The sequence below is a fragment of the Sporosarcina sp. FA9 genome (assembly GCF_051550205.1).
Lineage (GTDB): Bacteria > Bacillota > Bacilli > Bacillales_A > Planococcaceae > Sporosarcina.
Genome location: NZ_CP188819.1, coordinates 625626 through 642565, shown reverse-complemented (window position 1 = coordinate 642565; position 16940 = coordinate 625626). Strand labels below are relative to the sequence as shown.

At 38.1% G+C, this 16940-nt stretch carries 9 protein-coding genes; 5 read left to right on the top strand and 4 right to left on the bottom strand.

Annotation, left to right across the window (positions count from 1 at the left end):
- Positions 1 to 29: 29 nt before the first annotated feature.
- Positions 30 to 2081 carry a S9 family peptidase gene (locus ACP8HH_RS03055; RefSeq protein ID WP_438315698.1) on the top strand — a complete coding sequence of 684 codons (2052 nt, stop codon included), beginning with the start codon at positions 30 to 32 and terminating at the stop codon, positions 2079 to 2081.
- Between the two features lie 127 nt (positions 2082 to 2208).
- On the opposite strand, the gene ACP8HH_RS03050 is transcribed toward ACP8HH_RS03055, so the two are convergent.
- The 3 genes from ACP8HH_RS03050 to ACP8HH_RS03040 form a co-directional block, all read right to left on the bottom strand.
- Complete coding sequence (locus tag ACP8HH_RS03050; RefSeq protein ID WP_438315695.1) at positions 2209 to 3450, bottom strand: serpin family protein; 1242 nt, start codon at positions 3448 to 3450, stop codon at positions 2209 to 2211.
- Positions 3451 to 3683: 233 nt separating this feature from the next.
- Positions 3684 to 6218 carry an EAL domain-containing protein gene (locus ACP8HH_RS03045; RefSeq protein WP_438315692.1) on the bottom strand — a complete coding sequence of 845 codons (2535 nt, stop codon included), beginning with the start codon at positions 6216 to 6218 and terminating at the stop codon, positions 3684 to 3686.
- A gap of 425 nt (positions 6219 to 6643) precedes the next feature.
- Complete coding sequence (locus ACP8HH_RS03040; RefSeq protein ID WP_438315690.1) at positions 6644 to 8104, bottom strand: O-antigen ligase family protein; 1461 nt, start codon at positions 8102 to 8104, stop codon at positions 6644 to 6646.
- A 573-nt stretch (positions 8105 to 8677) separates the two neighbouring features.
- Here ACP8HH_RS03040 and ACP8HH_RS03035 point away from each other — a divergent pair.
- From ACP8HH_RS03035 to ACP8HH_RS03020, 4 genes are all read left to right on the top strand, one after another.
- Complete coding sequence (locus ACP8HH_RS03035) at positions 8678 to 10933, top strand: S-layer homology domain-containing protein (protein ID WP_438315688.1); 2256 nt, start codon at positions 8678 to 8680, stop codon at positions 10931 to 10933.
- Between the two features lie 275 nt (positions 10934 to 11208).
- Positions 11209 to 11526 carry a hypothetical protein gene (locus ACP8HH_RS03030; RefSeq protein WP_438315685.1) on the top strand — a complete coding sequence of 106 codons (318 nt, stop codon included), beginning with the start codon at positions 11209 to 11211 and terminating at the stop codon, positions 11524 to 11526.
- Positions 11519 to 13108, top strand: a complete 1590-nt coding sequence (locus tag ACP8HH_RS03025) for an LTA synthase family protein (RefSeq protein WP_438315682.1) — start codon at positions 11519 to 11521, stop codon at positions 13106 to 13108. Before ACP8HH_RS03030 ends, ACP8HH_RS03025 begins: the two co-directional genes overlap by 8 nt.
- A gap of 284 nt (positions 13109 to 13392) precedes the next feature.
- Complete coding sequence (locus ACP8HH_RS03020; RefSeq protein WP_438315679.1) at positions 13393 to 14988, top strand: catalase; 1596 nt, start codon at positions 13393 to 13395, stop codon at positions 14986 to 14988.
- 127 nt (positions 14989 to 15115) lie between these two features.
- On the opposite strand, the gene ACP8HH_RS03015 is transcribed toward ACP8HH_RS03020, so the two are convergent.
- Positions 15116 to 16930 carry an ABC transporter substrate-binding protein gene (locus tag ACP8HH_RS03015; protein WP_438315676.1) on the bottom strand — a complete coding sequence of 605 codons (1815 nt, stop codon included), beginning with the start codon at positions 16928 to 16930 and terminating at the stop codon, positions 15116 to 15118.
- Positions 16931 to 16940: the final 10 nt, after the last annotated feature.

Here is a 16940-nt window from a genome sequence, read left to right as displayed (position 1 = left end):
TTACATACGAATGAAAGGAGTTTTTAAACATGAAGCAACCTATTGCAAAACGCATTCCACATCCTCATGAATTGCATGGCGATGTGCGCGAAGATGACTATTATTGGCTGAAGGATCGAACAAATCCGGAGGTCACTCAGTATGTAGAGGAAGAGAATCGCTACTACGATGAAGTAATGAAACCACTTAAGGAACAAACGGAACAAATTTACCAAGGCATGGTGGACCGAGTTCCCGATTCAGAAGTAGACGTTCCCGTACAACACGGACCCTATTTCTACTATTCTCGTTTGGATAAAACGAAGCAATATCCAATCCACGCACGTAAGAAAGCAATGAGTCGTGCGCTTTTATCCGAATCAACTGAGGAAATCGTCCTCGATTTGAATGAACTCTCGATGGAAAGTGATTATTTAAGCGTTACTGCTCGGCGAATGAGTACCGATCACAGACTTCTTGCATATTTGGAGAATCGGGATGGAACGGACCGATACACCGTTTTCATCAAAAACATGGAAACTGGTGTGCTTTTGCCCGACCGAATTCCGAACGTATTTATTTACGGCAGTGTGGAATGGAGCCGCTCTGGTGACTATATCTTTTACATTACCGTGGATGATACTGAACGTCCGTCACGTTTATTTCGCCACCGTTTAGGAAGTAGTGCGGAGAGTGATGAGCTGATTTATGAAGAAAAGGATGAGACATTCACACTTTATATGAATAAATCCCAAAGCGGTAAATTCATTATTGTACATGCGAATTCGAAAACGTCGAGCGAAATCCGTTTAATTGACGCGGATTCTCCACTTTCACCTTTGCAGTTAGTGGATGCACGTCGGGATAATATCGAATATGATGTCGAACACTGGGGAGAGGATCTGCTTATTCTGACCAATGAAAAAGCGGTAAATTTCCAGTTACTTCGCTGTCCAATCAACGATCTGCAAACGCGGGAAAATGTCGTAGTGTATAATGAAGATCGTTTTCTTCAAGAGATTTATCCGTTCCAAAATCATTTATTAGTAGCAGGTCGTGAAAACGGATTGACGCAAATCTGGTTGCTGAAAGAAGGTCAGTTGGAGCAAATTAAGTGGGATGAACCCCTTTATTCCGTATCGATTGTATCCAATCAAAGCTATGAGGCTGAGGAAGTCTTGCTCAGTTTTGAATCCTTATTAACGCCCGAAACAACGTATGCGTTCGATCCGATCACTAGTGAAAAACAGTGTCTGCAAGTCGCTCCTGTCAGCGGTGAATATACTCCTTCTGATTTTCGTCAACAGCAAATTTGGGCGACGGCAGAGGATGGGGTAAAAGTGCCGTTGAACCTTGTGTACAAAGAAGGCGCTCTTGATAATGGACCTGCTCCAATTATTTTATTGGCCTACGGATCTTATGGTGCGAACAGTGATCCCTATTTCAGTCCGTACCGACTCCCGATATTAGAAAAAGGCGTTGTATTCGTCACGGCCCAAGTGCGAGGCGGTTCTGAAATGGGACGCAGTTGGTACGAAGACGGAAAGATGCAAAATAAGCGAAACACGTTTACCGATTTCATCGCAGCAGCTCAGCATTTGATCGATGAAGGATATACAACTTCAGACCAACTGGCAGCTCGCGGAGGAAGTGCGGGAGGTTTACTTGCAGGTGCCGTCGCCAACATGGCCGGTGATTTATTTAAAGTCATTGTACCTGAAGTTCCGTTCGTTGACGTCGTTACAACAATGCTCGACACGACCATTCCCCTTACCACATTGGAATGGGACGAATGGGGAGATCCGCGGGAACCCGAAGACTATTTCTACATGAAATCCTACAGTCCGTATGACAATGTAGAAGAGAAAGACTACCCGCATCTGTACATCACAACTGGGCTAAACGATCCGCGTGTTGGTTACTGGGAACCTGCAAAATGGGTGGCGCGCTTAAGAGAATTGAAAACCGACGACCATATAATCGTAATGAAAACAAATATGGGGGCTGGTCACTTCGGAGAATCCGGCCGTTTCAATCAATTAAAGGAAGTCGCGGCATTGTACGCCTTTGTTCTTGATAAAATCGGAACGAAGGCTGAGTAAATCTTTTTGTTTGTATAAAATAAAACAGGAAGAAAAAGCATATCGCTTTTTCCTCCTGTTTTTTTATTGTACCAGGCACTTATTGAATTCTGAATAGTTTCCAAGTTGTGGAGGGGACTGTCACCAATCAAGGCTCCGAGATCCATCCCATGAACAGAATCGCATTTGTTTTAACATCGGTTATCGTTAGAAAGAAAGGTCGATTTACTTCCATATAAAATGGAGGATCCGCCGGTGCAGATTCCGTCACCATTTCCACGGATGTAACAGCAGCAGCTTCTGTTCCTTTTTCATGTACATCAATAAAGGTCTTTTGCTTCACTTTACTGATCCATAACGGGACATTTTCTTGAATCATTTTCGTGAATACAGCATCCTTTTTAAAGGCGGACGTCATTCCAAGTGTCTTCAATGTTTCATTTAAATCGATTTCATATTCCAACTCAAACTTCGGCAAAAGAATGGTTCCTTCTTTCTTACTAAACTGAGTGTCCCAGATCAACCAGTTTTCATTCGTTAAATTCTTTCTGAATTCATCCAAAGTAGATGTTTCCTTCGGTAAAAACACATTCATACTCATTTCTCCATCACCATACGGTAATTGGACAGCTTGAAAATCATCGTTTTCCATATAGTTCAGCTTTTTCTGCAAGGACATGAGCAGAACTTCTTTTGTTTTGCCGTCTCCTAAGTAAAATGGCCGCTTTTCAGTTTGTTTTTCATCGAATTCGTATGTCCAATTCCCTTTAAAGTATATTGCGTTTATGAGAATTGCAACGAGGTCCGGGTCGAGTGGTGCTTCCACAATTTCCTCAATCTTTTTATTTGTTGATTTCTTTACCCAGTCATTAATACGCGTTACAGAATCGTTGTCGTGTATATTTATTTCTTGTATTTCTGCATTGAAATAGTCTTTGTTGTTTTTCGCAAAATCGTCTTGAAAATGATAATCTTCATTCAACCAAATGGAATTCGCTACATTCAGTTGGATTTCTTCAGAGCTTTTCATCAAGATCGATACCAAAGATGCATTTGCTTTGTTTAACTCCGAGGTATCCATTCCTTCTACTTGCAGCGCTTTCGCGATTTCTTCTTTCGTAATCCCATCTGCACCGTTATAAACCATTGACAACGCCATCAGTAGACTTGTTGGAGAAATGAATGCGTTGTTCTGTCCATCTCCGTCGATTTCTTTAATTAAGTGAAAACCAAGCGCATTATTTGCTGCAGTAATCTTTTCATAATCCTGTTCTCCAAATTCAACATCACTAGAAACCCATGTATTCTCGGACTTCTTTTTTGTGCCACAAGCCGGCAGCATAAAAAGTAAGATTGTGATTCCTACATATAAAAAAATCTTTTTCGTCACAGATATCACCCTTCCTATATAGGATTAGACTGAAAGAACTGGTAAAGGTTACAAGGAAAATATAGAAAACACTTCTTCGAACTTTTCTGTGGTGCCAAGCACTATCCAAATTCTGAATAGTGTCAGAATTGTAAAGGGGACTGTCACCATAAAAGGCACAACAAAAAAACACTTCTTCGGATTCATTCTTCCGAAAAAGTGTTTTGCTTTCACTCAATTTAATATTCACTCTATCACTTCTTCTTAAAATATCGTTCTGGACGTTCTGTTACAAATGAATGCCCTTCTAAAAGGGGTTCATTTCTCAAACGTAACTGAAACTGATTGAGGTGCTTAAGTAAATCGCTTCTTTTCTCTTCATCAAGAATGAAGTTAACCCCGTATTGATTTAGTTCGTCCACTTCCGAAGTATGGACAATTCCCCCATAAAGCACAAAGTCTTCATCAAGAATTTTTAGTTGGAATTTTAATACAATGCCTGCGTTTACCGGCAGTTTGATATTTGATATGAATCGCAATCCACCCGGTCCAATATTTTCAATTAATACTTTAGTTTGTCCTAATTGAACGCTTTTCCCATTTAACTCGGCTACTGTCATGAAGGCCTCTAATGGATTTTCTAATTCAATTCTAAAATAGATTCTTCTCTCTGTCGTATTGGGAGCTTCATCTTCAGTTTCCCATTGCCCTTTTAATAATTTCAGTAGACCGGGTTCTGGCACGGGCCGACTGAATAAATACCCTTGGAGCCAATCGCATTGGAGTTCCGATAAAAACGTATGCTGGTCTATGGTTTCGACGCCTTCAGCAACGACCGTGATCGAAAGTTTTTTCGCCAACTGAACAATTGATGTGACAATTTCTATACTGTCTTGATCGACGGGGAGCCCTTTAATAAAAGATTGATCCAACTTTAATATATCGGGTTTTATTTCTAGTAAACTACTAAGAGAAGAGTAACCCGTACCAAAATCATCAATTGATATTTGGATACCCAACTTACGTAACTCTTTTATTTTTTCCATATTTTTTTCTTTATATTCTAACATTGTACTTTCGGTAATTTCAAGATTAAGCCATTTGGGATCAAGTTCATTTTCTTGTAATATTTGATGAATTACTTCAACTAAATCTTTTTTGAAAAACTGCACAGGAGATAAGTTAACTGAGGCTTGAATAAAATATCCCGCTTTATGCCATATGCTTAAATTTTCACAAACTGTCCGCAATACCCATTCGCCAATTGGAATAATCAACCCAGATTCTTCTGCAAGAGGAATGAATTCATTAGGAGGAACAATTCCCCATTCGGGATGTTCCCAACGAAGAAGCGCTTCTGCACTCCCAATTTGTTTTGTCTCAGGGTGAACAATTGTTTGATAATGGATAACGAATTCATTGTTATGTAAAGCTTGTTGCAGGTCATTTCGTAACGAAAACACTTTATACGTGCTGATATTCGCATTCGGAGAAAAAATTCGATAATTATTATTACCTTCCTTTTCTGCAAGATACAAGGCCAAATCTGTATTTTTCATTAATGAACCTGAATCCTGACCAGATTCAGGATAAATCCCAATACCTATGCATGATGTAATAAAAAGGTTGAATTCCTTAATCTCGAATGGTTGCCCAAACACTTGGAGGATTTCTTTTGCGATATCTTCAACTAAAGCAACATCATGGAGAGGTGTCGTTAAAATAGCAAATTCATCTCCATCAATTCTCGCAAGCATTTCTATGTATTGCGAAAACTTCTTGTTTAATTTCTCTGCAACATCAATTAATAAAAGATCCCCTATTTCATGACCCAGTGAATCATTTAAATACTTAAATCCGTCTAGATTAAGGACCATGACCGCAAATTTTCTATCGTCAACATTTGCGAGACGTATTTCTAACGCTAATCGATCTTCGAATGATCGGCGGTTCGGCAGTCCAGTTAAATGATCATGGTAAGCCATATATTGTATTTTTCTCTGTTGCTTATTGATTTCCGTAACATCATGAAAGTTACTTACTACCCCATTAACACTCGAATTTTCAAGCAGATTTGTCATGCTAATTTTAAAGTCTCGCCATTCACCATTTTTATGTTTTAACCGCCCTTCTACGATAGTCGTTGAATTAGGTCGTTTAAGAAGTTCCTGGAATTTAAGATTTATAAGTGGAAGGTCCTCAGCATGAAAGAAATCGGAATAGTTTTTCCCAATATTCTCCCTATCTTTGTAACCGAGGACGGCCTCAATTGCCGCGCTTTCGAACACAATCTTCCCCTCTGAATCCAGTATGCTTATAATCTCATCAGCGTAATGCAGCAAAGATTCCAGCCGTTCATGGGTTTGTTGATTATCATGAATTAAATCTTGTTTTTCAGATATGTTATGCGTTAATCCATACAAACCGATAATTTCGTTATCCCCAAATCGAATCGGAACAAGTGTAACATCAACGTGACTGAAACCACTTTTCCTGTCTTTCAGGCGATAGTCAACATAGTGCGATTCTCCGCTGAACACCTTCTGGAAGCAGTCTCTAACTTTTTCAACATCTTCTTGATGAATAAAGCTTCGATACTTCTTGCCAACAATCTGATCGGCAAACTTCCGAATTGGTTTATCGCCTCCCCGGACTTTCACGATGACGCCTTGTAAATCCACAACGAATAGAAAAATATCAGGCGAATTTTCAAAAATCTTAGGGTAGGAATCTTTTTCCTGCTCTAAATAGTCATTTAGTTTCCTTTTTTTACTAGATCGGAAAAGCATTTGAATCACATCCTATCTATCATTTTATTACTACATTGGACCAGTTGGTGTCAGAAAACGGTGCCTATATATCTTTACTAAAAGTAATATTCACATAAACTACTATGAATTTCATAGTATTATTGTATCATATTCAAATCTGATTTACATGATTCTTCAATCAAAGATTGCCTGTAGATGATCTAGCGATTATACATAAAACAAAAGTGCTATGCGTATTAAGTAATTAACTTAACACCATGGTTTATTTTCAACAAAATGAATAAACAGGACCCGGGTTCTGCGCTGCCCGGAACTCACTGAACTCTGAGTAGTGTCCAAATTGTGTAGGTGACAGTCACCCACACAATACCCGCACAATAAAAAAAGAGCCTACCAGCCTTTTTTCTTGGCTGGAAGACTCTTTCAAGTACAGTGCTCTATATTCATTCGATTGTTATCTTGTTTTTGTACCATTGTTGATGGCACGCATATATACCCAAAATCATAAAGAATAGTAGTGTATACACTTTGAGTTCCCAAATATTATAAAATACGCCCGATATAAACGTAGATAACCATAGGGCAATCATAAACTGGCTAAAACGTGATCTCCAGGTTTTTATAAACAGTGCAAGCATACCAAGTAGGAATGTCGCAAATAATGCCACCCCAACCACGCCTGTTTCCGCTATGACCTGAATATATTGGTTGTCCGAGTAAATTTTATTCTCGAAATAGATGGATAAGTCAATTTCATAGTCCTTATAAAGCGGTGAACCATAGGAAATTGTTGCCGCACCACCAAATGTTCCAAAGCCTGCCCCTGTAATCCGATAGTCATTCCAAATCTCAAACCCTTTTTTCAAATAAAACAACCGTCCATTCGAAGTCATACGCTCGATGTTTTTCTCGTCAAATGCTTGACCAAATCGATCTGTAAGGCTACCGGCTGTTCCTTGTGGTGCTTCTACACCCAATATTTGGACGACTTTTATCGCACCATTCACGGGTATATATACAAGAACTAATGCTGCCACGGAGGCAATCACTAGCTGTTTGAGAAGAACAAATTGTTTTGATAATAAAATATAAACAGCAGCTAGAACAAAAGCTGAAATGAAGGTTCCTCTTGAGAAAGTTAATATCATAATTCCTAGGAATAAAACAATACTTGTATTTAAAAACCTCGAATACTGTTTTGTAGTATCAGACATTTTCAAGATAATGACAGCAATAACGCTGAACATCATAATGAGTGCAAGTGAGTTCGGATTACCCGGAAGTCCGTATATACGCACCATATTTTCCGCTGATAATGGCATATACTTCCAATACTCAGGAAGCAGTAATTGACGAAGCGAAATCTTTTCTATTAATCCATGGATAGAAAGAAGCCAGCCAAGCGCAACACCTGTCCATAAAAAACGAGTCTGCCAATTAGCAGGTAGCTCGGCTCTCGATATAAAGTAGTAGATAATATACATAATAGCAAATGTACGAACTTGGAAAATAATCGCCATTAGACCCACACCGTTTGTCCATCCAATAATGGATCCAAACAGAAGAAATCCAAAGAAAGCTAGTTCGAACCACTTAAAAGCCAATAATGTTTTTAAATTAAACTTACTACTTACTAGTAGGCGGAGAATCAATGTGAATGTAATAATATCACCAATCAATTTTAGCCCTGGATTAATTTCGATTAAATAGGGACGGATTGCCACATAAATCAGTAGGTAAAGTAGACTTTCAAATGGTTTCCATAAAGCAAAAAAAATAAAAACAATTCCTGTTAAGATGATTGCAATCTTGTTTGGCAATGCTAGCGCAGCAAAAGTGAATATGACAAGAAGCATTATAGGTAGAATTCCTTTAGATTTTATAAAGTCCAAAGTACGTTGCATAATCATATTCCTTTCAAGTAAATTTACAGGTTCAACAAATGAACCCCATGGCTAGAGTAGTATACATAATGTTTCATAAAAGATAAAGCTACAACTATAGCAAATTTCGTACGAAAGGTTCTCTCTATTTCATAAGAAGTTTGCTATCATTAGTGAAGAACAGCAAAAGGAATACCTTTGTAGCTACTTTCATATGACGTTTTATCATATAAAATGTTTCCTTTTAGTGCTTTGTGTTAATAATTGGTTCTAATGGAACATCTTGCTGCAAAACATTTCCCACTTGTTGCATGAAAATATATCTTCAACAGATAGGAATGATGCCTAATCTTCATTATACGATAAATTAGCACATTTAACATGTTTATTTATATATAATTGAAGACCTCTAATTCTACTATTATATACATAGTTTGTTGGTTGTCCTTTTTTCACTACTGAACGCCATGGATAGTTATTGTTGGAATGTTTTCTTTAGATTCAAATTCAAAAGGCCCTTCTACTTTATGGTAAGAGATTCCATCATATCACTAGACTTTGAATAAACTTCTGTACAAAGAAATGGAGATTGTTATGAAAAAGTTTTTTTATGTTTTACTAATTATTGTATTCGTTGTGTCCATGCCTTTTAAAAATGTTGAAGCCAGTCAAAGTGTTGTCAAAACGCAGCCACTTTCCCCAGGCGTAACTTGGAACAAATATAACTTTAATACAACTAATAAACACGAAATAAATCACGTCTCGGTTGATTTGACGAATCCCTATGCGATGATTGATATTGGCTTGCCTTTAACTTATGGCGGAAAAGCTAAAACCACTTCATTGGCTACCCTAAATTCAAATGAGAATTCTCACCGAGTTGTTGGTGCGATTAATGCAGCTTATTATCATATGAACAATGGTTTCCCCATCTATTTAATTGCTAAAGATAATGCAATCTATAACAGCGGCATTATTTCTAAAAGCAATGATGCCTTTGTTAACAAACCGATTGCTTTTGGAATCACGGCAGATGGAAATGCCGAAATTGATACGTTTACTCCACAGTACAGTGCCACCCTGCCAACGCGAACAATGGTTGTCGATGGTGTCAATCGCCAACGTGAAATAGATGAAATGGTTCTCTATACACCACAACATCATTCACCGTATACTTTGACGAACGAATTTGGAGTTGAATATATATTTCAATCTGATTTACCTATAACGTCAACTGAATTTGGACAAACCTTAACAGGAAAGGTCGTAGGCATATATCCTTACGGTTCAAAAGGTAAGCGTTTAATTCCAAAAAACGGATTCGCTTTATCCGCAGCACAGAGTAAAGTAATGAATCTTCAGTCTTTGAATCTAGGTGAAGAAGTAACGATAAAACTTGGAATTGATTCCAAGTGGCAAGATTCTAAGTTCATAATGGCAAGTGGACCAATGCTTGTTCAAGACGGGAAACGAAACTTATCTATGAATTCATCGAGTAGCAAAGCTAAGGAAGTTACAGCCCGCAGCGCAATTGCAATTAGTAAAGATAAAAAACAAGCACATTTCATTACTGTTGATTCAACTTCATCAAGCAAAGGAATGAATTTGATGCAATTCGCTGATTACATCGCAAGTCTTGGATTTGATAGAGCATTGAATTTAGATGGAGGCGGTTCAACAACTATGGGGTACCGTCCTTACGGAACACATCAGATTGCACTAGCGAATAGACCTAGTGCAGGTAGCGAACGTGCAGTATCCGCCATATTACAAGCTGTCAGTACTGCCCCACTTTCCATTCCAAAACATCTTAACTTTTCAGTTTCTACTAAAAACGATACGCTTTTAGTTGGTGCCGAAAGTAATGTCGCGGTCAACTACGTCCTCGATGAATTTTACAACCCATTACCAGTAGCGAATGTGAATTTAAAAGCAGCAGGAAATGGTGTCACAATCAATGGACTGAAAATAGTAAGTACACAGGCCGGTACTGAAACCATTCAAATAAATCATGGAGAAACAAATCTTAACTCGTTTACCATCAATGTTGTTGAAGCACCAACGACTTTGACTGTTGCGCCGACGAGTATTAAGGTGCAACCAGGTCAGCAAATTACATTACAAGCAAAAGCAATGGATGCAAATAGTCTTCCATTAGTATTCAATCCGAGTCAACTTAGATGGAGTGTCCCTACTGAATTAGGATCCATCACTTCCAATGGTGTTTTTAAAGCAGACGCTGCAGGAAATAAAAAAGGAAACATTGAAGTGACTCTAGGAACAAAAACCGTCACAATTCCTGTTGAAATCGAACAAAAAATTAGTTATCAATTTACCGATGTTTCTGCAAACTATTTATATGCAAAAGAACTAAATTACTTAGTAGAAAATAAGATTATCAATGGTTTCGGAGACGATACGTTCCGCCCCGTAGATTCATTGAGTCGAGAACACGCAATGGTCATCTTAAGTCGTCTGTTGAAACTGGATACAACAACAGTGACTGACCCAGGTTTTTCAGATGTTCCAAAGACACACTTATACTATAAAGAGATTGCCAGTGTAGCAAATGCCGGAATTATTTCTGGTAAAGATGGCGGTAAATACTTTGCACCAAATGATACAATTACACGGGCACAAATGGCCAAGGTTCTAGTCGAAGCTTTTAAATTAGAAGGGACGACTACTAAACCCTTTACTGACATCAAAACAACAGACTGGGCTTATAACTATATACAAGCTCTTGTAGCGAACAACGTATCAAATGGATATACTGACGGTACGTTCCGTCCGAATGAAAGCATTCAACGCATTCACTTCGGCATATTCATTTATAACTTGAAAAACTGATTTCTTACCCGATCATTAATGCCAAGCAAATAAATAATTTTGCTTGGCATTTTTGTATTTATTAATAGAGATACGTTCCTAGCTTGAATTCAACACAACTCGGAAACTTTTTCAAATTGTGTGGTCACAGGCACCCCTTAGTAAAAACGGATGTGTCTATCAAAAATTGAACGAAACTGGTATCATGAATAAATAGAGTTGTGCATTAACATCTTTTTATCTTTATTAAAAGGACAACTGTTAAAGGTCAAAAGGGTATACATAGGAGGTATAAAGTGTTATTAAATGAATATCTAGCAATAGTCTTCCCATTATTTGTGGGTGTCTATTGGTATAGTTTAATGGGTGGCAAACGAGATTTCATTTCAATTATTGGTGTCTTTTCTATTCTTGCCATTACTGTTCATGGAACTCTTTATTTTGTCGCGATTTATTTTCGTGAATTAGACAGATGGAGCTTTTATGACGATTCAATATTTACACTAAAGTATTCTTTTGCAAGCGTATTTCTAGCGATTCTTTTCAGTCATATTATACTTTTTATCGAACTAAATATGAGTTATAGATTGAAGGTTACTAATAAAGATGATTAATCGAATTTTTTATATCTTTCTAGTGTTGATTATTGGATTTAGCGCATTGCTTATCACGGCCGCAAATTATTATGTAAATGTATACGGCAGCGACTACATAAACGAAATTTTGTTTTATATTGCAACAGGTTTAGAAGGTGCAAACTTTTCAGTTGTTACAGATTTTATCAAGAGTCAGTATTTCATGTACATCATCCTTCTAGCGATTATGTTATTTCCGCTATATTCTCGAAATAAGCGGTATAGTGTAGTTGTGAAATATAAAGAAAAAGAAAAGCAATTCCAAGTTTTCCCGGTTTTTAAAACGTTAAAAGGAAAATCGATTTATACTTTTATAGTATTAAGTGCTGGATTAGTATTCGCATACTTTGCAACTGAAATAGATTTGTATGTCTCGAGTTTAAATGACAATTCAACGTTTATTGAAGATAATTATGTCGATCCTAACGATGTTAACATTACATTTCCACAAAAGAGACGAAATTTAATTGTATTATATTTGGAATCCATGGAACCGACAATGATGAGTGAAGTAAATGGAGGAGCATGGGGTTATTCAGTAATGCCTGAGCTTGAAAAACTAGCAATGGATAATGTTAATTTCTCAAATACAGAAATGTTAGGTGGAATGTTGCCAGCGATCGGTACAACTTGGACAGTTGGTGGTTTGGTTTCAACAACTGCCGGAATCCCATTGCGTATATCCGTGGGTGGTGGTAATTATAATAGTGATAATTTACTAAGTGGTGCCACTACACTCGGTGATATTCTTCATAAAGAAGGTTATAACTCTCAATTTATCTTTGGCTCAGAAGCAAAATACGGCGGAAGGTATCAATACTTTACAAAACATGGCGACTATAAAATTTTTGATGTTGAGACAGCAATAGAGCGTAATTACATGACCGAAAAAGACAAAGTGTTTTGGGGTTTTGAAGATAGTAATTTATTTGAATGGGCGAAGGATGAGATTTTACAACTTTCATCGGAGGACGAGCCTTTTAACTTCGGATTGTTAACCGTTAATACTCACTTCCCTGATGGTTGGATGGAAAAAGATTCTCCTGAAAACTTTCCCACTCAATACGAAAATGTTCATGCACATAGTTCCAAATTAGTGGATGCTTTTATGGAATGGTTGCAGGAACAAAGCTTTTATGAGAACACCACAGTTGTGCTTGTGGGGGATCATAAGAGTATGCAATCAGATGAATATTATGAAGCACGAGTGTCCGATAATTATACGCGCGTTGTATTTAATGCGTTTATTAATGCACCAATAAACCCGGACAAAGAAAAATTACGTACCTTTACAAGTCTTGATATATTCCCAACAATTTTAGCGAGTATCGGTGCTGAAATCGAAGGTGATCGATTGGGATTAGGAGTAAATCTATTTTCAAAAACACCCACATTAGCTGAAGAGTATGGCTTTGAAAATTTAAATAAAGAGCTGAACAAAAAGTCCATATTTTATGATACAAAATTCCTAGCTGATGATTACATCGATTTGCAAAAGCGTCGTAAAGAAATCGAGGAAGAAAACAAAATAGATGCGCCAGATTCGGGCTCAATTAATTAGCCTGAAAAAACCTTTCTGAATTCAGCACCCACTAGATACAATTATTGTATCTAGGGGGTGCTGTTTTGGGTTCTATAATTGATTTTAGTCGCGCATTACAAGCTTATCCTGCTGGGTTTGTCTGAATTGTGTTTGAATTGTATAGGGGACTGTCACCAAACAAGCTAAAATGAATTAACACCTTAGAAAATGGGCAATATATGGATGATAAACAATAATTAGGATGAGTTATTTCATGTTTTAATTTGAAAATGATTCATTGCTATTGAAGGGAAGGTAATCATTTGTCAATAGATCCATCCAATCATAAAGTTAATAAAGAACAAGACGACACTTTAACAAATAGACAAGGACATCCTGTTACAAACAACCAAAATATTAGAACTATTGGTAACCGAGGTCCTGCAGCACTGGAAAACTATGATTTTCTAGAAAAGATTAGTCACTTTGACAGGGAACGGATACCGGAACGTGTTGTTCATGCACGAGGTGCTGGTGCGCATGGTTATTTCGAAACGTATGGAACGGCTGGCGATCATTCAGTATCCAAGTATACACGCGCAAAACTTTTTCAGGAGAAAGGGAAACAAACGCCTGTATTCGTTCGCTTTTCAACCGTTATCCACGGCGGTCATTCCCCCGAAACACTTCGTGATCCCCGTGGATTTGCCGTGAAATTTTATACGGAAGACGGCAATTGGGATCTCGTCGGTAATAATTTAAAGATTTTCTTTATCCGGGATGCGATTAAGTTTCCCGACATGATCCATGCTTTTAAACCAGACCCGATTACGAATATTCAAAGTAGTGAACGCTTTTTCGATTTTTGTGCTTGTTCTCCCGAATCATTTCATATGGTAACATTTGTTTATTCACCTTGGGGTATCCCCGCAAACTATCGAATGATGCAAGGCTCCGGTGTTAATACGTATAAATGGGTAAACCAAGAAGGCGAGGCAGTACTTGTCAAGTATCATTGGGAACCGAAGCAAGGGATCAAAAACTTAACCCAACAAGAAGCAAGTGAGATTCAAGGGACTAGTTTCAATCATGCAACACAAGATCTACATGATGCCATCGAAAAGGGAGATTATCCTGAATGGGAGTTACTTGTCCAAATTATGAGTGACGCTTACCATCCGGAGCTCGATTTCGATCCACTTGACGATACGAAGTTATGGCCGGAAGACCAGTTCCCTTGGTTAGCTGTTGGCAAAATGGTCTTAAACAAAAACCCAGAGGATTACTTCGCTGAAGTGGAACAAGTTGCATTCGGTACGGGTGTGCTTGTCGATGGTCTTGATTTTTCCGATGACAAGATGCTCCAAGGACGAACCTTCTCCTACTCCGATACGCAGCGGCATCGCGTGGGTACAAACTATTTGCAGCTTCCTATTAATTCTCCTAAAAAAAGAGTAGCAACAAATCAAAGCGGCGGACAGATGCAATATAAACTAGATCGAGCTCCAGGTCAGAACCCTCATATTAACTATGAACCATCGATTTTGGGTGGATTACAGGAAGCTGTACAACATGGAAAAGAACACACACCTTATATTGAGGGGAATCTTGTGCGGGAGTCAATTGAACGACAAAGCAATACAATACAAGCCGGTGAAACCTACCGAAATTTCGAGGAGTGGGAACGACAGGATTTAATCTCTAATCTTGTGGCTGATCTTTCAACTTGCGACCCACGCATTCAAGATAAAATAATGGCGCTTGCTCATGATGCCGACGAAGAATATGGGCGTCGATTATCTGAAGGATTGGCCAAAGCAGCAACTGGCGGATCAAATCAGAAACCACTCGGTAATCGAGACGGTGACAAAGCACCACAAGAAGCCGTCGACAAAGGTCATGAGGCTGACCCATATTAATTTTCATGGTAGGTGACTGTGAATAGTGCCAGAGTTGTGCAGGGGACTGTCACCAAGTCAATTCCAACACAATTTAAAAGAAAAAAACACCAGGCCTCCGCACTGAGGGCCTGGTGTTTTTGTGGGATTATTTACTTGCTTTGTACTTATCTAAGTACTCTTTTGCTTTTGCGGCATCTGCTTCGAGTACATTACCCGTTTCCACGAGTGGACTTAATGTTGAAAATGCTTTGATTTTATTACCATGATAAAAACTGATAAAATCGTCTTGATTAATTGAGTAAAGGATTGCTTTTCGTAGGTCTTCACTTTCGGCTACGTCTTTGTTCGCTGTATTGAAAAGTAAGTACGTTACAGCGTTACTCGCTACCTTTTGCAATATTAATTTCTTATCGCCCTCTACAACATCAAACTTTGTTTCAGGAACAGCATAGAACAAATCGATTTCACTGTTACGTAAAGCTGCAAGTGAACTGTCTGCATCTTTAATGAAACGCATTGTAACTGTTGAAACTCTAGGCTCATGCTTTGTTCCTACCATATAGCCCGGATTTTTGTAGAAAGTTGCGTCGTAATCATTTTTTGAAGATAAGATATATGGACCACTTGTATACAATGTGTTGTTGTATTTATTTCCTTCAGTAACTGTGTTTTGGTCACCATAAGGAATGTCTTTATTTACATCAAAAGTAGCTACGTCATATGTGTTTATGCTCTCTACTTGTTTTTTAGAAACAATTCCAGCAGATTGGTGAGCTAAGTAATTCAGTACCTGTGGGAATGGCTCTGTAGTTGTTACTTTAACAACTTGGTATTTTCCTTCTTTGCTATTCGCTGCTGTTTTATCCGAAACTAATTCAGCAATCTTTGTATCTAATCCATTCTCAAGTGCATCTTTAATCGTTGAAGAGCCTGTAGAATCTTTAATTCCTTCTAATGCAGCAAGATCCGTTACCAGCTCAACGTCTTTAATGTGCTCATGCAAGCTATACGTACGGTGATCGGGAACCGAGTTTTTGTCTTTTGCACGGTCAAGTGAAAACTTCACGTCGTCGAATCCTACACGTTCACCTGAATCTACTGCTGTCTTATCTGTAATTTTTGCAAAGTTAATGTCATCACGTAGGATGAAATAGTACTCTGAGTTTCCTTCAGCAATACTATGGTTTAATGATAAAGAACCTTCAGATGTAATGTTGTCCTCGTCCGTAAGGTTAACTAAACGAACATACATATTCGTGTTAATGATATTAATCGATCCATCGTTTGCTTTAATAGGATCTAAAGAAGTTAATACGGATGCTGTTTGTGATAGTACTAAAGCTTCTGTAGCTTGTTTAGCGGCATCATTGAATTCGATATCTTCCCACGGAAGTGAACGTGATTTAGATAAGCGCACGGATTCTGCTTTTAGTTTATCTATATTGATTGCTTGTGTTTTATATGAGCTATACATGGGTGCAATATAGGCTTTATCAAAAACGAGATATTCTTCAAATTCTTTATATGTTGTAGCATACTCTTCTGGTGTTTCAGTACCTGCTTTATCGATTAATTCATCTAGTTTTGGATCCGCAATGATGCTGTAATCGCCGCCTGTCTTAAAGAGCGAGCGCACTGCGTAATCAGGATTCCCTGTTACCGTTGTCCAGCCAGACATCGTAATATCAAAGTTCCCTGCGTCTTGCTGCGCTTTATAACTACCATAATCTGGTTGCATATTAATCTTTACATCGAAACCGTTTTTCACGAGCTGATCGCGAACGATGTTGATGTTGTCTTCATCGCTGCTCATCGCAAGAAGTTCAATTTCAACTTTAGATGTATCCGTTATTCCATCATTCTTATCTTTGTCCGTTACTTCTACATCGGATTTCGTTTTAACACAAGCCGACAACACTAAAACAAATGCCAGCATTACTACTAATAAACTTCTTTTCATTTCGAATTCC